17 protein-coding genes and 2 pseudogenes are annotated in these 21,273 nt (G+C 41.5%); 6 read left to right on the forward strand and 13 right to left on the reverse strand.

The genetic code is table 11. The annotated features are described in order from the left end of the window. Both AC075J_RS04310 and AC075J_RS04315 read right to left on the reverse strand, forming a co-directional pair. Positions 1–137, reverse strand: a 137-nt coding sequence (locus AC075J_RS04310; RefSeq protein WP_476390067.1) for a TnpV protein, incomplete at its 3' end; no start/stop codon positions are given. A 41-nt stretch (positions 138–178) separates the two neighbouring features. Next, a pseudogene (locus AC075J_RS04315) lies at positions 179–460 on the reverse strand (site-specific integrase); the annotation flags it as partial. On the opposite strand from AC075J_RS04315, the pseudogene AC075J_RS04320 reads away from it, so the two are divergent. Continuing rightward, positions 453–899: pseudogene (locus AC075J_RS04320) on the forward strand (transcriptional regulator); the annotation flags it as partial. The pseudogenes AC075J_RS04315 and AC075J_RS04320 sit on opposite strands and share 8 nt — an antisense overlap. Before the next feature lie 261 nt (positions 900–1,160). Here the strand turns inward: AC075J_RS04320 and AC075J_RS04325 are convergent. The 5 genes from AC075J_RS04325 to purF all read right to left on the reverse strand — a co-directional run bounded on the left by AC075J_RS04325 (position 1,161) and on the right by purF (position 11,254). Continuing rightward, a complete protein-coding gene (locus AC075J_RS04325) occupies positions 1,161–2,645 on the reverse strand; it encodes a glutamate synthase subunit beta (protein WP_008704919.1) in 1,485 nt (494 codons plus the stop codon). A 121-nt stretch (positions 2,646–2,766) separates the two neighbouring features. Further along, complete coding sequence (gltB, locus tag AC075J_RS04330) at positions 2,767–7,320, reverse strand: glutamate synthase large subunit (RefSeq protein ID WP_008704920.1); 4,554 nt, start codon at positions 7,318–7,320, stop codon at positions 2,767–2,769. Between the two features lie 16 nt (positions 7,321–7,336). After that, positions 7,337–8,962, reverse strand: a complete 1,626-nt coding sequence (locus AC075J_RS04335) for a CTP synthase (RefSeq protein ID WP_008704921.1) — start codon at positions 8,960–8,962, stop codon at positions 7,337–7,339. A 373-nt stretch (positions 8,963–9,335) separates the two neighbouring features. Then, positions 9,336–9,563 (reverse strand): HPr family phosphocarrier protein, encoded by a 228-nt coding sequence (locus AC075J_RS04340; protein ID WP_020993699.1) that lies wholly within the window; start codon positions 9,561–9,563, stop codon positions 9,336–9,338. 269 nt (positions 9,564–9,832) lie between these two features. Continuing rightward, positions 9,833–11,254, reverse strand: a complete 1,422-nt coding sequence (gene purF, locus AC075J_RS04345) for an amidophosphoribosyltransferase (RefSeq protein ID WP_022381205.1) — start codon at positions 11,252–11,254, stop codon at positions 9,833–9,835. Between the two features lie 416 nt (positions 11,255–11,670). Here purF and AC075J_RS04350 point away from each other — a divergent pair, with 416 nt between their 5' ends. Further along, the gene (locus tag AC075J_RS04350) at positions 11,671–13,770 is read left to right on the forward strand and encodes a glutamine synthetase III family protein (protein ID WP_055201275.1); all 2,100 of its coding nucleotides are present in this window, start codon (positions 11,671–11,673) and stop codon (positions 13,768–13,770) included. A gap of 298 nt (positions 13,771–14,068) precedes the next feature. Beyond that, complete coding sequence (locus AC075J_RS04355) at positions 14,069–15,781, forward strand: ammonium transporter (RefSeq protein WP_025579445.1); 1,713 nt, start codon at positions 14,069–14,071, stop codon at positions 15,779–15,781. 182 nt (positions 15,782–15,963) lie between these two features. Here AC075J_RS04355 and AC075J_RS04360 read toward each other — a convergent pair whose 3' ends face one another. The 6 genes from AC075J_RS04360 to AC075J_RS04385 form a co-directional block, all read right to left on the reverse strand. After that, a complete protein-coding gene (locus AC075J_RS04360) occupies positions 15,964–16,110 on the reverse strand; it encodes a hypothetical protein (protein ID WP_155513483.1) in 147 nt (48 codons plus the stop codon). 9 nt (positions 16,111–16,119) lie between these two features. Next, complete coding sequence (locus AC075J_RS04365; protein ID WP_025579443.1) at positions 16,120–16,326, reverse strand: hypothetical protein; 207 nt, start codon at positions 16,324–16,326, stop codon at positions 16,120–16,122. 205 nt (positions 16,327–16,531) lie between these two features. After that, positions 16,532–16,855, reverse strand: a complete 324-nt coding sequence (locus AC075J_RS04370; RefSeq protein WP_020993697.1) for an SH3 domain-containing protein — start codon at positions 16,853–16,855, stop codon at positions 16,532–16,534. Positions 16,856–16,891: 36 nt separating this feature from the next. After that, on the reverse strand, positions 16,892–17,275 hold the full coding sequence (locus tag AC075J_RS04375; RefSeq protein ID WP_008704932.1) for a hypothetical protein: 384 nt from the start codon (positions 17,273–17,275) through the stop codon (positions 16,892–16,894). 214 nt (positions 17,276–17,489) lie between these two features. Beyond that, complete coding sequence (locus AC075J_RS04380; protein WP_022381202.1) at positions 17,490–18,074, reverse strand: accessory gene regulator ArgB-like protein; 585 nt, start codon at positions 18,072–18,074, stop codon at positions 17,490–17,492. Continuing rightward, a complete protein-coding gene (locus AC075J_RS04385; RefSeq protein ID WP_008704934.1) occupies positions 18,074–18,223 on the reverse strand; it encodes a cyclic lactone autoinducer peptide in 150 nt (49 codons plus the stop codon). Before AC075J_RS04385 ends, AC075J_RS04380 begins: the two co-directional genes overlap by 1 nt. A gap of 295 nt (positions 18,224–18,518) precedes the next feature. On the opposite strand from AC075J_RS04385, the gene AC075J_RS04390 reads away from it, so the two are divergent. The 3 genes from AC075J_RS04390 to AC075J_RS04400 all read left to right on the forward strand — a co-directional run bounded on the left by AC075J_RS04390 (position 18,519) and on the right by AC075J_RS04400 (position 20,951). After that, entirely contained in the window at positions 18,519–18,848 is a 330-nt protein-coding gene (locus AC075J_RS04390; protein WP_055201273.1) for a helix-turn-helix domain-containing protein, read from the forward strand. Positions 18,849–18,939: 91 nt separating this feature from the next. After that, entirely contained in the window at positions 18,940–19,647 is a 708-nt protein-coding gene (locus AC075J_RS04395; protein ID WP_022381201.1) for a LytR/AlgR family response regulator transcription factor, read from the forward strand. A 59-nt stretch (positions 19,648–19,706) separates the two neighbouring features. Beyond that, the gene (locus tag AC075J_RS04400; protein ID WP_476390064.1) at positions 19,707–20,951 is read left to right on the forward strand and encodes a GHKL domain-containing protein; all 1,245 of its coding nucleotides are present in this window, start codon (positions 19,707–19,709) and stop codon (positions 20,949–20,951) included. The last annotated feature ends 322 nt before the right edge of the window (positions 20,952–21,273 follow it).

Genomic DNA, 21,273 nt, shown 5'->3' on the forward strand with positions numbered 1-21,273 from the left:
TTCATTTCTCCTACCCAAGCCACCTGATCAGTTGCTTTAAGTTGTTCGGTAATACCTTCACTCTCTGCCATCTGCTCTACAATCCTTTCAAAGCGTTTCTGTGCCTGTTCTTCTATACCAGCCAAATAATCATTCAACCTTCCACTTGTAAGCAGATTCAGATATACACCTCTACGATATTCTTTGTGACCGTAAAGATTCGGTCTTTCTTCTTCAATCCGTAAAGCATCTGCAAATATTCCTGCATTTCTTCACAGAGGAACTTCGGCATTTTGATCATACGATTACTTTTCTTTGTTTTCGGTGTGGTAATCACATCTTCGCCGTGTAATCGCTGATAGAACTTATTGATTCTGACCGTTTCTTTCTCAAAATTGAAGTCAGCGGCGGTCAGTGCCAACAATTCTCCCTCACGGATACCGCACCAGTAGAGCATTTCAAAAGCGTAAAAGGAAACAGGAACAAGAAAACCGAAAGCGGAACTTATTGCTGCACTGGCACAGGCTTTGGATGTTTCCCCTCATGCCCTCGATGTGCCTGACATTGACAGCTATATCGGACTGATGCACACTTTATTTACCCTTGAAGATTTGTACGGTCTAACAGTCAGTGAATCAGACGAAGATATCTGCCTGAAAGTCGATACTTCCAAAGACAAGGACGCTCACGAACTCTGGAAAATGCTGTATGCCTGGAAAGAGCAGGCTGACAAGCTATCTTCTGAAGAAATCAGCAAGGACAAATACGATGAGGGGCGTTACCACTACCCGGAATTTGATACTACGCAAACATGGGCAAAAGTTCCGTCACAGAAACTTAGCAACGCTCTGGTCGGAATATTCCAAGACCGACTCAAACCAGATAAATATGGATTTATTTGTTGCACAACCACCTATTAATCATTCTCTAACCCTAAAACCACTGGATTACAAGGATAATGGCTCTCATACAACCGTTATCAATTTGTTATCAAAAGACTTTTAAAAATGCTGCAAACCCGTATAAACGCTGGATTTACTAAGTATTTTTGTTTATTCAAACTAAACTACAATTATTGTAATACCCGAAACACCCGAAAATCACTTCAAAAAACAAAGGTGCTACTTCCTGACGTCCTTTTCCGTCAGGCAATAGCACCTTTGTCATATTTTATCTTATTTTTACAGATAGGAGTATCCCATCAGCGATTCATCTACCGCCTTCGCAGCTTCTCTGCCTTCGCGGATTGCCCATACTACCAGGGACTGACCTCTGTGCATATCTCCTGCTGTGAAGACTTTGTCTACAGAGGTCTGATACTGATCTGGCTTTGTATCTACGTTGGTTCTTCCGTTGATGGCTACCTTAAATGCGTCTGTTACATATTTCTCACTGCCAAGGAATCCGGCTGCGATGAGAACTACATCTACAGGGATGACTTCTTCAGTACCTTCTACCGGTACCATCATCATTCGTCCGGTCTTTGGATCTTTTTCGCTCTTTAATTTTGTGAGTTTTGCCTGGCAGACATTTCCGTTTTTATCTTTGATAAATTCTGTAACAGTAGTCTGGTATACTCGTGGATCATGTCCGAATACTGCGATAGCTTCTTCCTGGCCATAGTCTGTTTTGAGGACTCTGGGCCACTGCGGCCATGGGTTGGATGGTGTTCTTTCCACTGGCGGCTTCGGCATCATCTCTAACTGGATCACAGATTTGGCACCCAGACGGATAGAAGTTCCCACACAGTCATTTCCTGTATCACCACCACCGATGACCAGAACATTTTTTCCTTTGGCAAGTTCATATGGAACTTTGGCAAAATCAGAGTCCAACAGCGCTTTTGTTACCTGTCCCAGGAAATCTACTGCGAAATAAATTCCTTTTGCATCCCGTCCCGGAACTTTAATGTCTCGTGGATTGGATGCTCCGCAGGCAAGGATGACGCGGTCGAACTGTTTCAGAAGTTCTTCTGCTTTGATGTCCTTTCCTACGTTTACATTTGTAACGAATTTCACTCCCTCTTCTTCCATAAGATGGATTCTTCTGTCAACAACAGCTTTGTCCAGCTTCATGTTAGGGATACCGTAGCGGAGAAGTCCGCCTACACGGTCTTTTCTTTCAAATACAGTTACACTGTGACCTCGTCTGTTCAACTGCTGGGCTGCTGCCAGTCCGGAGGGACCGCTTCCGATGACTGCGATGGATTTACCTGTACGCACTTCCGGGATCTGCGGAGTTACCCATCCGTTCTCGTAGGCTGTCTCGATGATCGCACGTTCATTTTCTTTTGTGGAGACCGGTTCTCCGTTTAAATTACAGGTGCAGGCTGCTTCACAGAGTGCAGGGCAGACACGTGAAGTAAATTCCGGGAAGCTATGTGTCTTGCTCAGTCTTAAGAATGCCTGTTTCCAGTTGCCTGTATAAACCAGATCATTTGTCTCAGGTACAAGGTTGTGCAGAGGGCAGCCGGATGCCATACCGCCGATCATCATACCTGACTGGCAGAACGGGACACCGCATGCCATGCAGCGTGCGCCCTGAAGTTTCTGTTTTTCTTTATTTAAAGGTGTCCTGAATTCTTTGAAATTTGCAATGCGGACCTTTGGCGGCAGAACCTTTGCCGTCTCTCTTTTATACTCTAAAAATCCCGTAGGTTTTCCCATGATTTCCTCCTTTTCGCCGCACCAACCGCGGCAATACTGGTATGGCCCACGCCACCTTTTTATTTATTCTAAAAGATGACGGGGCAACATTGATAAGTTCACACGATATATTCAATTATTATCAATGTTTAGCGCCAATACTTTCATAGAACGCTTCCATCTGTGCCTGCTGACTGTTGAGTCCTTTTTCTTCCAGTTTCGCACTTAAAGTGATCATCTTCTTGTACTCATTCGGAATGAGTTTCTTAAAGTGCGGCAGATAATAATCAAAGTCAGCCAGAACTTTCGCACCAAGTTTGGAGCCTGTTGCTTCTACATGAGCTTCAATCAGATCGCGAAGTTCTTTTTTGTCATATTTGTTTTCCACTTTTTCGATGGAAATCATGGCTTTGTTCAGGTTCTTGTAAAGAACATTATCCACATCCAGTACATATGCGATACCGCCGCTCATACCTGCTGCAAAGTTCTTGCCAGTCTTACCAAGTACGACTACGCGGCCACCTGTCATATATTCACAGCCGTGTTCTCCTACGCCTTCTACAACTGCAGATGCACCGGAGTTACGGACTGCGAAACGCTCACCTGCAACACCATTGATAAATGCGGTACCGCTGGTTGCACCGTAGAGGGCAACGTTACCTACGATAATGTTCTCTTCTGCTTTGTATGCAGCTTTCTCCGGAACTTTCAGAATCAGTTTACCACCGGAAAGACCTTTTCCGAAGTAGTCGTTGCTGTCGCCGGTCAGTTCCAGTGTCAGACCTTTCGGAATAAATGCACCGAAACTCTGTCCGCCGGCACCGTTGCAGTGTACAGTGATAGTGTCATCTGCAAGTCCGTCTTTGTTCTTTCTTGTGATCTCTGCACCAAGGATGGTTCCGAATGTACGGTCAATGTTTGTCAGGTTTACAGAAAGCTCTGTTTTCTGACCTTTATTGATGGCATTTACGCATTTCTTAACCAGAACCTTTTCATCCATGGTCTTTTCCAGTTCGAAGTTATATACGGCTTTCGGGTCAAAAGTAACTTTCTGGTCTTTGCCTGCGAACGGATTGTTCAGGATTGCACTTAAATCTACTTTACCCTGATGTGGTTCTGGTACATTGTCTGTCTGAACCAGAAGATCTGTACGTCCAACCATTTCGCTGACTGTACGGAATCCCAGTTTAGACATATACTCTCTTAATTCCTGTGCGATAAAGCGCATGAAATTCTCTACATATTCCGGTTTACCTTTGAATCTCTTACGAAGTTCAGGGTTCTGTGTTGCCACACCAACCGGGCAGGTATCCAGGTTACATACACGCATCATAACGCATCCCATGGTTACAAGCGGAGCTGTTGCAAAACCAAATTCCTCGGCACCCATTAATGCTGCGATCGCAACGTCACGACCACTCATAAGCTTACCGTCTGTCTCAATGCGGACACGGTTTCTCAGACCATTCTTGAGCAGTGTCTGATGTGTTTCTGCAAGTCCAAGTTCCCATGGAAGTCCTGCATTGTGGATAGAACTTCTCGGAGCTGCACCTGTACCTCCGTCATAACCAGAGATCAGGATCGTCTGTGCACCGGCTTTTGCAACACCTGCTGCAACTGTACCGACACCTGCTTCAGATACCAGTTTGACAGAAATATCTGCATATTTATTTGCATTCTTAAGGTCATAGATTAACTGTGCCAGGTCCTCGATAGAATAGATATCGTGGTGCGGTGGCGGGGAAATCAGGCTGACACCAGGTGTGGAATGACGGGTTTTGGCAATCCACGGATATACTTTCTTTGCAGGAAGATGTCCACCTTCACCAGGTTTTGCACCCTGTGCCATCTTGATCTGGATTTCTCTTGCAGATACAAGATAACGGCTGGTTACACCGAAACGTCCACTGGCAACCTGTTTGATCGCGGAGCATCTGTCATCGCTGCTTCCTGCGGAATCCAGTCTTTCGTCACTTTCACCGCCCTCACCTGTATTGGATTTTCCATGAAGGTGGTTCATGGCGATCGCCAGTGTCTCATGTGCTTCCTGTGAAATAGAACCATAGGACATGGCACCTGTCTTAAATCGTTTTACAATATCATCTACGCTCTCCACTTCTTCAAGTGGAACCGGAGTCTCAGCAAACTTAAAGTCCAGAAGTCCTCTTAAGTTTCCGTGGTTTTCTTTATCCACCAGATCTGTGTACTGTTTGAACAGATCGTAGCTTCCAGTCCATGTGGACTGCTGCAGAAGATGAATAGTCTGAGGATTGTAACGATGTTCCTCTCCCTGGCTTCTCATCTTGTGTGCGCCTACGCTGTCCAGAGTCAGGTCTGTAGGAAGTCCTAACGGGTCAAATGCTTCTGAGTGAAGCTTCTCTACATTCTCTTCGATGTCTTCCAGTGTGATTCCGCCTACACGACTGACTGTACCAGTAAAGTATTTCTCGATCACATCTGAGGAAATACCGATTGCCTCGAAGATCTGAGATCCCTGATAAGACTGGATGGTGGAAATACCCATCTTGGAAGCAATCTTTACAATACCGCTGATGACTGCATGATTGTAGTCATCTACTGCTGCATAATAGTCTTTCTCCAGCATATGACTGTCGATCAGTTCATGAATGGTCTCAAGGGCAAGGTACGGGTTGATGGCACTTGCACCGTAACCAAGTAAGGTTGCAAAGTGATGTACTTCTCTTGGCTCACCGGATTCCAGGATAATTGCAAGGGAGGTACTCTTTTTCGTCTTTACCAGGTGCTGATGAACTGCGGATACTGCCAGAAGTGACGGAATCGGCATATGGTTTTCATCTACTCCTCTGTCTGAAAGAACAAGGATGTTTGCACCCTCGCGGAATGCTTTATCTACTTCTACGAAAAGACGATCAATAGCTCTCTCAAGCTTGGTGCTCTTATAATATAAGGTAGAAACAACTGCTGTCTTGAAGCCCTCATGTTTGAAGCTCTTGATTTTCATCATATCTGTATTTGTCAGGATCGGGTTATTAATCTTTAATACCTGACAGTTTTCCGGTTTCTGCTCCAGCAGGTTTCCGTCTTTACCTACATAAACACTTGTGCTGGTAACGATTTCCTCACGGATTGCATCAATCGGAGGGTTGGTAACCTGTGCAAAGAGCTGTTTAAAGTAGTCAAATAATGGTCTGTTCTGTTTGGAAAATACTGCAAGCGGGGTATCCACACCCATAGCTCCGATGCTCTCTGCTCCGTTTAACGCCATGTTTCTGATGGAAGTACGGTACTGCTCATAAGTATAGCCGAATGCTTTCTGCAGACGTGCTCTCTGCTCAGGTGTATATTCTTCTGGTCTTTCGTTAGGAATCTTGATGTCTTTTAACTGTACCAGATGACTATCCAGCCATTCACCGTATGGCTGCATTTTTGCATAGCCCTCTTTCAGTTCATTGTCATCAATTACTTTTCCCTTTACAGTATCTACAAGAAGCATTTTTCCAGGATGGAGACGCTCTTTTAATACGATTTTCTCTTCCGGGATTGGCAGAACACCCACCTCTGAGGAAAGGATCATATAGCCGTCAGAAGTAATATAATATCTGGATGGACGGAGACCATTTCTGTCAAGGACTGCACCCATAACATCACCATCAGAGAACAGGATAGATGCAGGTCCGTCCCATGGCTCCATCATAGTTGCATAGTACTGATAAAAGTCACGTTTTGCCTGGGAAATGGTGTCATTGTTTGCCCATGGTTCAGGGATTGTGATCATAACTGCAAGCGGAAGTTCCATACCGCTCATTACCAGAAACTCCAGTGTATTGTCAAGCATTGCAGAGTCGGAACCGTTTCTGTTTACAACAGGAAGCACTTTGTGAAGCTGTCCCTCCAGGTATGGAGATTCCATGTTCTCTTCTCTTGCAAGCATCTTATCTGCGTTGCCGCGGATGGTGTTGATCTCACCGTTATGTACCATGAAACGGTTCGGATGTGCTCTCTCCCAGCTTGGGTTTGTGTTGGTACTGAAACGGGAGTGTACCATAGCGATAGCAGATTCATAATCCGGGCTCTGGAGGTCTTCGAAGAAAGTACGAAGCTGTCCAACCAGGAACATACCTTTGTAAACGATGGTACGGCTGCTCATGGAAACTACATAAGTATTATCATTACTCTGTTCAAACTCACGTCTTGCAATGTAGAGCATACGGTCAAATGGAAGACCTTTTTCCACATCTTCCGGTTTTTTGATAAATGCCTGCATAATGCATGGCATACATTCTCTTGCCTTGTGTCCAAGCACTTCCGGAAATACCGGAACCTGACGCCACCCCAGAAGTTCCAGACCTTCTTTCTCAAGAATGATCTCAAACATCTTCTTTGCCTGTGCACGTTTAATCTCATGCTGTGGGAAGAAAAACTGTGCAATGCCGTATTCTCTCTCATCACCAATCTCAAATCCCTCTTTCTTACAGGCTTTCTTGAAAAATTTATGGGAAATCTGGAGAAGGATACCTACACCGTCACCGGTTTTGCCTTCTGCATCCTTACCTGCGCGGTGTTCCAGATGTTCTACGATCTTTAATGCATTTGCAACAGTATCGTGGGTTTTCTTGCCTTTGATATTGACAACTGCTCCGATACCACAGTTGTCATGCTCAAATTCAGGCCTGTACATACCTTGCTGTTGCTGCTGTTCTCTCACTTCTTTCATAATCTCCTCATCCTTTCTATTTCTGCTGCTGTTCTTCGCTTATTTTCTTATCGACGGCCGCCTGAATAAATCCTCTGAATAAAGGATGTGCATGATTCGGGCGGGATTTGAATTCCGGATGGGCCTGAGTTCCTACATAGAACGGGTGCCCTGCGATCTCGATCATCTCTACAATATGATTATCAGGGGAAGTTCCTACGATATTCATTCCTTTCTCCTGAAGTTCTTTACGGAATGCATTGTTTACTTCATAACGATGTCTGTGGCGCTCATGGATTTCTTTTTTGCCAAAGAGTTCATAGGATCTGGAACCTTCTGCAAGAATACATGGATAACTTCCAAGTCTTAAGGTTCCACCGATATCTTCGATATCTTCCTGATCCGGCATTAATGCAATTACCGGATGCTTTGTCTCCGGATTCAGTTCAATACTGTTTGCATCTTCGTATCCAAGTACATGACGGGCGAATTCTACAATTGCCATCTGCATTCCCAGACAGATTCCAAGATATGGAATCTTATGTACTCTTGCATACTGTGCTGCCAGGATCATTCCTTCTGTACCTCTGTTCCCGAAACCACCCGGAACCAGGATACCATCTACATTGTGAAGCTGCTGATCCAGATTCTTCTCTGTCAGTTCTTCGGAATCGATCCAGTCAAGCTCTACCTTGGCTCTGCAGGAAATTCCGCCATGTTTCAGTGCCTCTACTACACTGAGATATGCATCATGAAGCTGTGTATATTTTCCTACAATTGCGATCTTTACTGTTTTATTCGGATTTCTCAGACTTTCTACCATTTCCTCCCAGTCACTTAAATCCGGTTTTCTGTTTTCCAGACGGAGACTTGAAAGAACTACATCTGCAAGCTTCTCTCTTTCCATTGCAAGAGGAGCTTCATATAAATATTCCACATCCAGGTTCTGAAGTACATGTGATACAGGTACGTTGCAGAATAAAGCGATTTTTTCTTTAATGTCCTCTGTCAGCTCATGTTCACTTCTGCACACCAGTACATCCGGCTGAATTCCCATTCCCTGAAGTTCCTTTACGCTTGCCTGTGTAGGTTTTGTTTTCAGTTCTTCAGATGCCTTTAAATAAGGAATTAATGTTACGTGAATCAGGATTGCATTGTCATGTCCCACATTGAGCTGGAACTGACGAATTGCTTCCAGGAACGGTTGGCTTTCAATATCACCAACTGTTCCTCCCACCTCGATAATGGCAATCTTGTTTTCCTCCGGTGATTTGGCGCGGTAGAAACGACTCTTAATCTCATTTGTAATATGAGGAATTACCTGTACGGTACCCCCGCCGAAATCCCCGTGACGTTCTTTCTGAAGAACAGACCAGTAAACCTTACCGGTTGTCACATTGGAATTTTTATCAAGACTCTCATCAATGAATCTCTCATAATGTCCCAGATCCAGGTCTGTCTCTGTACCATCGTCTGTTACAAAAACTTCTCCGTGCTGAATCGGGTTCATGGTTCCGGGGTCGATATTGATATAAGGATCAAACTTCTGCATGGTTACCTGATATCCTCTCGCTTTCAGAAGACGCCCCAGAGATGCAGCTGTGATTCCCTTTCCAAGACCGGAAACAACTCCTCCTGTAACAAATACGTATTTCACTGCCATTTTGATTTCCTCCTCCATCATCCTTTGTTAATAAAAAAGCGTCAGATGCAGCTATCAGAGGGCACTTGACCCATCTGGTATTCTGCATCTGACGCCTTTGTCAGATCATCATATCTTCTATAATAATATGTTCAATTGGCTTTCTTTAAAAATATGCTATACTATAAAACATTTTTTTTCGTTTGTCAATAATGAATTTCCCGTTTTTAAGCAAAAACAAATCAAATAAGTTCCTTCTGATAAACTATGAAGCAGTTATATTTTATGGAATTACTCTGAACACAGTCATAATACAGAAAAAACGAATCTGTAGAAGTTCATCTTCCAGACCCGTCTTCTCTGCGATAATTATTCGGTTATAAAAATGTAAAATTTATGCAACTGCAAATTTCTTCAATGTACGATCAAATTCCCGGCTCTCCCCGTGGCAGTCTACTGTCAGTTCTCTGGTCAGATCCAGACTAAGTACACCAAGGATTGATTTGGCATCAATTAAAAATCTGTTGTAATAAACATCAATATCAAAATCACATCTGCTTGCAGCATTCACAAATTCCTGCACCTCTTCGGTTGCATTTAACTTGATTTTACTCTGTGACATCGTGATCACCCTTTCTGAAAACATTCTTTGTTTTTTTCTATCAGACGCCCATATTATGTTCCACATTTCAGAATTTGTCAAGTTTTTAAATTTATCCAATTTTCATAAAGCGCAGGGGTTCTATTGTGCATTTTGTTCGTTTATATATGTTTTCACAGCATTATTTTATACATTATGTATGACTTCATCCTATATTGGTTTTACCATTATGTGAGATTGATTCCATATATCATCGACAGGTTTCTGCATTTTTTATGAATTTTTGCGACTTAACACTTCACAATATCTGCAAACTCCGCATTTGTATAATCCGGAATCTCCATCGGATAATTTCCATCGAAGCATGCCTTACATAAGGGCAGGCCGCCCGCCATTCCTTCCAGATAATCTGTCTGCATGTAGCCAAGAGAATCTGCTCCGATCATTTTACAGATTTCCTCCGTGCTGTGGCTGGCTGCAATGAGCTGATCATTTGACGGCACATCCGTTCCGAAATAACATGGATGTAAAAATGGCGGTGAACTGATACGTACGTGCACTTCCTTTGCTCCCGCCTCTTTTAACATGTGGATCAGGTTTGCAATGGTTGTTCCACGAACAATAGAATCATCCACCAGAACAATCCTCTTATCTTTTACAACAGATTCCAGCACACTCAGTTTCAGATGAACGCTGGACTCACGTTCTTCCTGAGTCGGTTTGATAAATGTTCTTCCAATATAGCTGTTTTTATAGAACGCAAATGCAAACGGGATTCCTGATGCTTCGGAGTATCCCTTTGCAGCAGGGAGTCCGGACTCCGGTACACCTGTTACAAGATCTGCCTCTACAGGATAAGACTTGGCAAGAGATTTACCACCGCGGATTCTGGCATCATAGACCTTCACCCCATCAATGGTACTGTCAAGTCTTGCAAAATATATATACTCAAACACACAATGCGCGCGTTTTGCAGCAGCAGACGCAAGCTCTTTATTTGACTTCAGTCCGTCTTTTGTGATCGTAAGAATCTCACCCGGCTCAATGTCACGGATAAATTCCGCACTTACAGATGTCAGAGCACAGCTCTCAGAAGCAATAACATAAGCATTTCCTCTTTTACCGAGACACAATGGTTTCAGTCCATATGGGTCGCGGACTGCGATCAGTTTTCTCGGGCTCATAACTACCAGACCATATGCACCTTTGATCTTCTTTGCAGTCTTTAGCACTGCCTCTTCTACTGTTTTAGAATGCACACGTTCTCTTGCGATATGGAACGCAATAACCTCTGAATCTGTAGTTGTATGGAAAATCGCTCCATTCTGGATCAGTTCCCATTTCAGTTCCGGTGTATTAACCAGATTTCCGTTATGTGCAAGTGCAAGAGTTCCCTTTACATAAGACAAAACAAGGGGCTGTGCATTCTCTGCAACAGAAGCTCCTGTTGTGGAATATCTTACATGACCAATACCAATATCTCCCTCATATTTACGGACAACATCCTGTCTGAGAACCTCACTTACAAGTCCCAGATCCTTATGAAACTTCACATTTCCACGCTCTCCCTTAGTATCAGAAACTGCAAGTCCGCAGGATTCCTGTCCTCTGTGCTGCAGGGAAGTCAGTCCATAATATATGGACGGAACTACATTGCCGCCATCCAGATCATAAATTCCAAAGACGCCGCACTCTTCTTTTATTCCAGCCATCTGATTTCCTCCGATCGTATTCTCTTGTCTGACTTTAACTTTACTTTCAAAACCCGCTGACATTGTTTTCTTATGTTTGACGGGTTCCAAAATCAAATTATAATAATAGAAACAAATTTGTCAACCTATCCTTTTTTTGCCATATCTCAAAAATTTTTTCTGAATTTTTTCAAAAAAAGTGCTTGACATCTGTTTTCATTTCGTTTATAGTACAGCACATAAAGCAAAGGCGCTTTGGAAAGATCTACAGAGATCTCATCCAGGGCGCTTTTTTCGTTTTATAAAACTTTCGTTTCATAGAAAATGTTCGATGAGGAATTTTCTATGAGACGAAAACCGCAGGCAGTCACAATGGTGATCTGCAGCGGCACTACACATATTCAGAAAATATTGCAAACCGAAAGGAGAGTACCTATATGGCACAGAATATCCCTGAACTGTACGGCAGCCTGGTCTTCAACGACAAAGTAATGAGAAGTAAACTGCCAAAAGACATGTACAAAGCATTAAAGAAAACAATCGAGAGCGGTACACACCTTGAACTTGATGTTGCCAACTCCGTTGCTGTTGCAATGAAAGAATGGGCTACCGAGAACGGCGCCACTCATTATACTCACTGGTTCCAGCCAATGACAAACGTAACTGCAGAGAAACATGACAGCTTCATTTCTCCTACAGGAGATGGTCAGGTGATCATGGATTTCTCAGGTAAAGAACTTGTAAAAGGTGAGCCGGATGCTTCCAGTTTCCCGTCAGGCGGTCTTCGTGCCACATTCGAGGCAAGAGGATATACAGCATGGGATCCGACATCACCGGCATTCATCAAAGACGGAACCCTTTACATTCCTACAGCATTCTGCTCCTACAGCGGAGAAGCTCTTGATAAAAAGACTCCTCTCCTTCGTTCCATGCAGACACTTGATAAAGAAGCTACAAACCTTCTCCATATAATAGGAAATAAAGATATCAAACACGTAAATACAACTGTAGGTCCTGAACAGGAATACTTCCTGGTAGACAAGGAATTATACAAACAGAGAAAAGACCTTGTATTCTGCGGACGTACACTGATCGGTGCTCCTGCTCCTAAGGGCCAGGAAATGGAAGATCATTACTTCGGTGCTCTGAAACCTCGTGTCGCAGCTTATATGCATGACCTGGATGTAGAGCTCTGGAAACTTGGTATTCCTGCCAAAACAAAACATAACGAAGTTGCTCCTGCACAGCATGAGCTGGCTCCTGTATTCGATACAACAAACGTTGCGGTTGACCACAACCAGTTAACAATGGAAGTAATGAAGAAAGTTGCCGACAAGCACGGACTTGTATGCCTTCTTCACGAGAAACCATTTGAGGGAATCAACGGAAGTGGTAAACACAACAACTGGTCTATGATTACAGATACCGGTGTAAATATCCTTGATCCGGGAAAAACACCTGCTGAAAATACACAGTTCCTGATTTTCCTGACAGCTGTTATCAAAGCAGTTGATGAATACGCAGATGTACTTCGTATTTCTGTAGCAAGTGCAGGAAATGATCACCGTCTTGGTGCAAACGAGGCTCCGCCTGCTGTTGTATCCGTATTCCTCGGTGATGAACTGACAGAAGTATTAAAATCTATCGAAAATGACGAATATTTTGCAGGAAGCCGCGCAGTCCAGATGGATATCGGTGCAAAAGTACTTCCACATTTCGTAAAAGACAATACAGACAGAAACCGTACTTCACCATTCGCATTTACAGGTAACAAATTCGAATTCCGTATGCTTGGTTCCGAAGCTTCTGTTGCAAACCCGAACATTATTTTAAACACTGCTGTTGCTGAGTGTGTTCACCAGTTTGCAGAACAGTTAAAGGATGTACCGGAAGACAAGATGGAGGATGCAATCCACGAACTGATCAAGAAGACAATTATTGATCATAAATGTGTTATCTTTAACGGAAACGGTTATACAGACGAATGGATCGAAGAAGCTGAGAAACGAGGTCTCTTTAACCTGAAATCTACACCAGATGCTCTTCCTCAGTGGATCGCAGATAAAAATATTGAACTCTTTACCAAATATCATATCTTCACAAAAGAAGAAATTGAATCCCGTTATGAGATCTGGCTGGAATCCTATTCCAAGATTCTTAACATTGAGTCCAATACTATGGTTGAAATGGTACAGAAGGATTTCCTTCCATCTGTATTCGCATATATCGACAAAGTTGCAGCTACTGCTGTTGCTAAAAAATCAGTTGTTTCAGATGTCAGCACAGCTTCTGAAGGAAAACTGATCAAAGAGCTGTCACAGCTTGCTGATGAGATTTCCACAGGTCTTGAGACCTTAAAAGCAGACACTGCCAAAGCGCTTGCTACAGAAGATCCTCTGGCTAATGCAAAAGCATACCAGACAGTTGTTCTTTCTGATATGGATGAACTCAGAAAGTCTGTAGATGCAGCAGAAACTCTGATTCCGGATGCACTGCTTCCATATCCTACATATGACAAGCTTCTGTTTTCCGTTTAATTAACAGGTAATAACAGGGGAATATCTTTATGAACTCTACTTCATAATTCATTATCGATTTCCTCATCCATTAATCACACGATATTTTGATGTTCTCCTGTTTTACATATAATTTTGATTTTAAACTGCATTGCATACAGTCATACGAAATGTCTTTTCTATTACATCAGTTATGCAATACACTATAAATATGGATTTTATATTCGCAAAAGCGCGATGAACTGGCTACATTTCCAGGCATCGCGCTTTTTGCATTTTATAAAATATGAGGAAATTTTTATGAGGGAGGAATATTATTATGGAATTTTCCGCAGTAAACACAATATGGGTGCTGGTCGGCGCCGCGCTGGTCTTCTTTATGCAGGCCGGATTCGCAATGGTAGAAACAGGCTTCACACGAGCCAAAAACGCAGGTAACATTATTATGAAAAACCTGATGGACTTCTGTATCGGAACCCCGGTCTTCTGGCTGGTCGGCTTCGGTCTGATGTTTGGTGCAGGTAATGGATTTATCGGAAAGATCGGTGGTATTGCCACAGAAGCACACTATGGTTCAGGAATGCTTCCTGACGGAGTTCCTTTCTGGGCATTCTTAATCTTCCAGACAGTATTCTGTGCAACATCCGCAACAATTGTTTCCGGTGCAATGGCAGAACGTACCAAGTTCCTTTCCTATTGCATCTACAGCCTTATGATCAGTCTTGTTGTATATCCGGTATCCGGACACTGGATCTGGGGCGGTGGATTTATCAGCCAGATGGGATTCCACGATTTCGCAGGTTCCTGTGCAGTACATATGGTAGGTGGTGTGGCAGCTCTGATCGGTGCCATCATCCTTGGACCTCGTATCGGTAAATATACAAAGGACGGCAAATCAAAGGCTATCCCGGGACACAACCTTACAGTTGGCGCTTTAGGTGTATTTATCCTCTGGTTCTGCTGGTTCGGATTTAACGGTGCTTCCACAGTAAGTATGGAAGGCGATGCAATCGTAAGTGCCGGTAAAATCTTCGTTACTACTAACCTTTCAGCAGCTGTTGCAACTGTAACTGTTATGATCATCACATGGGTACGTTACAAAAAACCGGATGTTTCCATGTCTCTGAACGGTTCTCTTGCAGGACTTGTAGCAATTACAGCAGGATGCGACACAGTTTCTCCTACATCCGCAGCAATCATCGGTATTGCTTCCGGTTTTATCGTAGTATTTGGTATTGAATTTATTGACAAGGTTCTGAAAATTGATGACCCTGTTGGTGCTGTCGGTGTTCATGGTTTAAACGGTGCTTTCGGTACCCTTGCAGTTGGTCTTTTCTCAGACGGATCAGGCACAGACTGGAAAGGACTCCTTACAGGCGGCGGCTTCCACGGATTTGGTGTTCAGTTCACTGGTATGATCATCACAATCGCATGGGTTGTTGTTACTATGACAATTATCTTCCAGGTAATCAAACATACAATCGGACTTCGTGTTTCAGCTGAAGAAGAGATCGCAGGTCTTGACTCCAAAGAACATGGTCTTGCAAGTGCTTATGACGGTTTCGCAATGGCTGGTGTTCCGACTCCTATGGGAACTTCCATAAAAGCTCCTGTTGTCACAGCCAGACCTTCTGCTCCTGCTGAATCAGTTCCTGAACTTCCGAAAGAAGGCGTTCATAAGCTTACAAAAGTTGTTATCATCACCCGTCAGAATAAGCTTGATGAATTTATGCAGGCAATGAATGAGATCGGTGTTACAGGTATCACTATTACGAACGTTCTCGGATGCGGTGTACAGAAAGGTGCTCCATCCTACTATCGTGGTGTTGAGATGGAAATGAATCTTCTTCCTAAGGTCAAAATTGAGATTGTTGTAAGTCTCGTACCTGTACAGAAAGTTATCGAAACTGCCAAGGCAGTCCTCCATACCGGTCAGATTGGTGATGGTAAAGTATTTGTATATGACATTGAAAATGTCGTTAAGATCCGTACAGGCGAAGAAGGTTATCTCGCACTGCAGGATACAAAGTAAATTATTTATCAACAATCAGGTAATATTAATAAGAGACATCAGCGTATTGATTGCTGGTGTCTCTTATTTTAATCTTTCTTTCTAACAATTCCAATGGCGTTAAAAAACAGGCAGTATATTTCATGTAAATATCATAGCCACGATATCGGAAGCCTATTGTATTATATCTGGTAGGAAGTGTGTCAAGTGCAAGAACCGCTTTTTAATCTTTTGGGAAAAATCCTCTGCATACTCCCGGTATTTAAATTGCTGAAGGATATATTTCTTTTTTCCTTCACATCCAGCTTGCCGCTCTGGGCAATTACAACTTTGTATTTTCTTTTTTCCATCCGTACCCCTTATATTGCATCAATTTCTGCCCATGCTTCTTCCACTATCTGCACTCTGTCACTTTCCATATCATCAATGGCTTCATCCAGCCTTGACAAAAGAACATCCATTGCATCATTGATTGTATAAGTTGGTTCATGGGATTTTGTTGCCTGTGCCAATGCCATAACCATCACCCTTTCTTGAAATAGCACTTTTGTTTCTATTTTTATCATACCACGAACCACCGGAAATATCTATATATTTTAAATTTGTCTTTATAACCCAAACACAGAATACTGTTTTTGGGACGTTTTTTAGAATTTGTCCATTTGTAGTTTCAATTAAAAAAGTAAACAAAAGTGCTGCCGCACCAAACTTTTCAGTGCGGCAGCCCATACAGCTATTTACCTATGCCTCGTTTATATTAAATGTTTTTCCTTAAAGCTCCCGAAGGTAATCGGCACTAACATAACGGTAAATGCCGCCAAGAGAAATTTTGGCCCACCCATTACTGATAGAATATACATATACTTTTGTGCCATAATTCAATGTGCCTACTATTGTATATTGTGTTCCAGGGCCTGATCTGATATTTACATCCGACCCTGTGCACTTGTAATATCCCGGTACGCTTCTCGTGACAGAGCTTGTTTCAATTCCTGTATTTTCCGCAGCAAGCACCGGCATTGCAAATGAACTTGTCAAAAGAATTGCACTTATGACCAAACACACTACAAATGAGTTTTTTCTCATATACTTCATAATCTTTTCCTCCCATAATTTTTTTACACCATATCATCATCCTTGAGAACCTGGACGTGCTTTACTATAAGGTTCCTGCGTAGTTCCAACCACGACCCCATCTTTATTCAGTATATTACCTGTTTTGGGATCTATATGAGAACCGGCTGGTGGCGTCCATTTTCCCGACTCATTCACTGTACCAAGCGCATCTTCCAATTCCTTTTTCGTTCGGGGCGTTTTCAGTTCTGGCGTTGGTGCCGAGCTGCCGTCTGCATTGTCTGTATTGTCTGTACTCTCAATAGTTTCTTCTTGAACAAATGATTCTCCTGAAGTCCTGTTATTTTTAGACGTATCTCCATTATCTTTATCACTGCAGCCTGTACATAACACCATTATTACAAACAACAAGCTAAAAACAACTTCTTTCTTATGTGTCATTTTAATCTTTTACCTCCATTATGCCCGTTTAACTACTCCGAACCGAACTACTCAATTTAAAGTGATAGAATTCTATCATTGTCCCATTGGAATCCACTCCCTTTCAATGAACAAACTGAATTAACTGTAAATAAAGAACTTTGATCAAATCAATGACAAACTTTATTATCTTTATTTTTGCCATGATTTCAACCCCTTTTGCACCAAACGACATTTACAGTCTGTTTTTGGTCGATTTACACATTTTCTTTACGATACAAGGTACTTGTAAGCCTGCTGTCAGTAATATCCCAACAGAAAAACAGATTGTATAGATGTACTTTCCCAGCAAAAATAAAGCTATATCTAACAGCCCAAACAGTATCACGAAGAACACTGTTGTTTTTTTATATGTCCTTTTCTCGTTAGTATCAAGTCTTCTGTTTTCACTGTCTATTGGACTAAATGTAATCAGGCTCACAGACGCAATAACTGTAGCTATTGCCAACTTCAAATCACATTGCACATGCATTGATAACATTATGCACAGAAACAATAGAAAACCAGATCCAAGAATACAAGTGTGCAAATTTTTTGCATGATAACCACCACTAAATTTTCTCAGAACCACAAACGGAAAAATAAGAGCAACTCCGTGTTTTACGCTTCCCAAGCCAAAGCCAATAACTCCTGCAAGGATAAGTGGTGATACCAATAGAAAAAAACTATATAATGCATACTTGTAAAGTTCCTTATCCGCCTCGTTTATCGCATTACACCGGATCATCCAATTTACTACTGTATCTGTACATTTTTCCATTACTTGTTTCTCCTGTAGTTCATTAATTCTTTCGGTGCCTTAGGCTGATACATGATAAGACAAGAAGCTGTGTTAGCTTCTGTCCGTAACACAACATCTAATGCTGCTTTCATTCCTTTTGCAACCGATTTAGTTACCTCTTTCTTCATAATGACCTCTCTCCTTTCCACTAAAATTTGTCATTGATTTTCACATAAGCAATCATATACCACTTTAATCAAATAAACGACCCCTTTGGAATGAACGGAATGATTCTTTACAATATTGGATAATTTCCCTCTTTTCTACGAAAAATAATATGTGATACAGAATTATTTATATATAAATATCAGTTTGTTTAATATATTGCAGAATAGTTCTTTGTTACATTCTTCTTTTTATTTAGTTCTATTGGTAAAATTCTACTGAAAGAAGGTGGGATAAATAGAATTTCAATATGAAGGTATGGGAAACCGCATCAAAATACGCAGAAAAGAATTACGGATAAAACAGGCAGAACTTGCCGAAAGATTAAATATATCCAATAGCCATATGTCATCAATCGAAAACGGAAGGCAAAAACCAAGTCTGGATATTTTCATTCAGATTTGTAATTTACTCAATGTTACACCTGACTACCTTCTGCTCGGCAGTATGCACGCTTATAATATTCCACAGGATATTATTGATAAACTACGGTTATGTAATCAATCCGACATAGAGCTTGCCGGAGACTTTATCGAACTGCTTGTAAAACGAAATAACAAAGCAACACATAATGAACCAAAATTGTAATTAAATTGTCTTTTCATACGCATTTTTTGCATTTGGAAATTCTATGTGATAAGATGTACACATACATCTATTTAGAAAGTCAGGTGAAAAAATGCGTATTTTAATTTGTGATGATGACACTCTGATCATTGAACAATTGAAGAAGTATATCGAATCCTACTTTGAGTCCAACCATTTAAAATGTCCTGAATTAGTTTCTTTTACCAGTGGTGAAGCTTTGTTAACTGACAAAGGTGAAAAGGATATTGTTTTTCTGGATATCGAAATGCCTGGCATGAATGGAATCTATGTTGGGAATGAATTAAAAAAAGCAAATAGAAATGTGATCGTTTTTGTTGTCACCTCTTATTCTGAATATTTGGATGAAGCAATGCGTTTTCATGTATTCCGTTACCTTTCCAAACCTCTAGATAAGCAGCGTTTTTTCCGAAATCTGAAGGATGCCTTAGCTTATTACAATTCCATTACACTCAAAATTCCTGTGGAAACAAAACAGGCGGTATATTCGTTTCCTGCTTCGCAGATTATTGCCATAGAAGCTCAGGGGCGAAAAGTAATTGTACATACTGCCCGTCAGGACTTTGACTCTATTCATAATATGAATTACTGGTTGGAAAAGCTTCCCCAAAACAGTTTTTTTCAGACACACCGGAGCTTTATTGTTAACTTCGAACATATTGTGGACTTTGATCACTCCACCGTACATTTATCAAATCCTCAGATTACCGCTTACCTGACACGCAGGAAATACAGTTCCTTCAGAAATGCATATCTACTATATCTGGAAAGCATGAGGTGAAAATAAATGGAATATATTATTTTACTTATTTTTAGTTTTTTTACAGAAGCGGTTATCTTATGGCAGTACGCCGCCAGCCTTTTTTCCCTTCTCATAGCGGTAAAAAGAGACTGACTCTATTAAGTGTTCTTTATGTACTGTTGTTTTTTCTTTCCCTGCTTGGGCAAACATGGCTGAATATTATCAGTTTTTTTGTGATAAACACTGTTTTCCTCTATATAATGTTTAACCTCAAGTTATTATTGGCACTCTTCCATTCCGCTATACTTACAGCGATTATGGGAATATCTGAACTTGCAGTTTTGGGGATGATATCAAGATTCTTTCCCCATTTTCTCTTAGAAGCAAGTGTCGGACTTGTTTTTTATACCGTATTTAGCAAAATTACCTTTTTTGCAGTCGTTTACTTGTTAAGTTGGCTCTTCAAGGGGAACAAAGCAGCTCAAGAACCGTACGGTCACTCCGAAATTCTCTTGATGTTCATCCCGCTTTCCTCTATTCTTATGATGTTTACTCTTCTTTCTATTGGTGAAACAACCGCATATGCCCCACCGGTTGATTTTCTAGTAACAATCTGTGCCGTTTTTCTGTTGCTGGTCAACCTACTTGTATTTGGAATCAACCAATATAACACAAAAAGATCACAGGAATATGCCGATTTGCAGTTACTGCTCCAGAAAGAATCCGATTCTGTTGAATACTATGAAATGATGCTTGCACAAAACGAGAACCAGAGCATTTTGATCCACGATATAAAGAAACATCTTCAATCAATCAGATTACTGAACGAAAAAAATGATTCCGATAAAATAAATGACTATATACAACAACTCATGGAATCTTCCGACTTAAAGGAAACCACAAAACTCTGTGATCATGAAATGCTAAACTCCATTCTGTGCCGCTATCAGCGCCACTGCAATGATAAGCACATTATTTTTCACACTGACATCAGAAGCGGCACGGTACAACATATATATCCGCGCGATTTGACTTCTTTATTCTGTAACTTATTGGAGAATGCAGTGGAATCAGCAGAGAATATTCCAGACTCTTTTATTGAGCTCACCGTACAAAAGAAAGAAAATTCACCCTTTCTTATTATCATACTCATCAACTCCTGCCAAAATACCCCTGTATATAATCCAGAGGGACTTCCTATATCCCATAAATCAGACAATGGCAGACATGGATTCGGAATCAAAAGCATTAAAAAAGTCGTAAAACAGTACCATGGAAATTTGCAAATGTATTATGATAATGATTCCGGTACCTTCCATACAATCCTAACCTTAAAGCAGTAAATATTAAAATCTGGCAATCGCAATTTTATACGATTGCCTTTTTACATATTTCAGCATGCATTGATGTTGTTTTATATCACTATAAATGAGCAAGTTCGTGATTTTGCATAAAAGAAAGAGATCTTTTCCTGTTATGTGTGTCGATGGCCGATCGAGATATTTTTCAGGCAATGTAAAAACCGTCTGGCACTGGATACATACCAGATCCGTTTCTCAAAGGAAATACAGAGATACTGGCTGCTGATGTCACTGGCACATTGTATTTGTGTCACAGGAACTGGCAAATATCGATCTTTTCAAGATGGATATCATCGAATCTGTA

The sequence above is a fragment of the Blautia sp. ZXY-1-C6 genome, assembly GCF_056339875.1.

Coding starts and splice junctions, on each gene's coding strand:
- AC075J_RS04335 (WP_008704921.1), bottom strand. CDS start 8,962: ATGGCAGTGAAATACGTATTTGTTACAGGAGGAGTTGTTTCCGGTCTT.
- AC075J_RS04395 (WP_022381201.1), top strand. CDS start 18,940: ATGCGTATTTTAATTTGTGATGATGACACTCTGATCATTGAACAATTG.
- AC075J_RS04340 (WP_020993699.1), bottom strand. CDS start 9,563: ATGTCACAGAGTAAAATCAAGTTAAATGCAACCGAAGAGGTGCAGGAA.
- AC075J_RS04365 (WP_025579443.1), bottom strand. CDS start 16,326: ATGATAAAAATAGAAACAAAAGTGCTATTTCAAGAAAGGGTGATGGTT.
- AC075J_RS04400 (WP_476390064.1), top strand. CDS start 19,707: ATGGCAGTACGCCGCCAGCCTTTTTTCCCTTCTCATAGCGGTAAAAAG.
- AC075J_RS04370 (WP_020993697.1), bottom strand. CDS start 16,855: ATGAAGTATATGAGAAAAAACTCATTTGTAGTGTGTTTGGTCATAAGT.
- AC075J_RS04375 (WP_008704932.1), bottom strand. CDS start 17,275: ATGACACATAAGAAAGAAGTTGTTTTTAGCTTGTTGTTTGTAATAATG.
- gltB (WP_008704920.1), bottom strand. CDS start 7,320: ATGAAAGAAGTGAGAGAACAGCAGCAACAGCAAGGTATGTACAGGCCT.
- AC075J_RS04390 (WP_055201273.1), top strand. CDS start 18,519: ATGGGAAACCGCATCAAAATACGCAGAAAAGAATTACGGATAAAACAG.
- AC075J_RS04355 (WP_025579445.1), top strand. CDS start 14,069: ATGGAATTTTCCGCAGTAAACACAATATGGGTGCTGGTCGGCGCCGCG.
- AC075J_RS04350 (WP_055201275.1), top strand. CDS start 11,671: ATGGCACAGAATATCCCTGAACTGTACGGCAGCCTGGTCTTCAACGAC.
- AC075J_RS04360 (WP_155513483.1), bottom strand. CDS start 16,110: ATGGAAAAAAGAAAATACAAAGTTGTAATTGCCCAGAGCGGCAAGCTG.
- purF (WP_022381205.1), bottom strand. CDS start 11,254: ATGGCTGGAATAAAAGAAGAGTGCGGCGTCTTTGGAATTTATGATCTG.
- AC075J_RS04325 (WP_008704919.1), bottom strand. CDS start 2,645: ATGGGAAAACCTACGGGATTTTTAGAGTATAAAAGAGAGACGGCAAAG.
- AC075J_RS04380 (WP_022381202.1), bottom strand. CDS start 18,074: ATGGAAAAATGTACAGATACAGTAGTAAATTGGATGATCCGGTGTAAT.
- AC075J_RS04385 (WP_008704934.1), bottom strand. CDS start 18,223: ATGAAGAAAGAGGTAACTAAATCGGTTGCAAAAGGAATGAAAGCAGCA.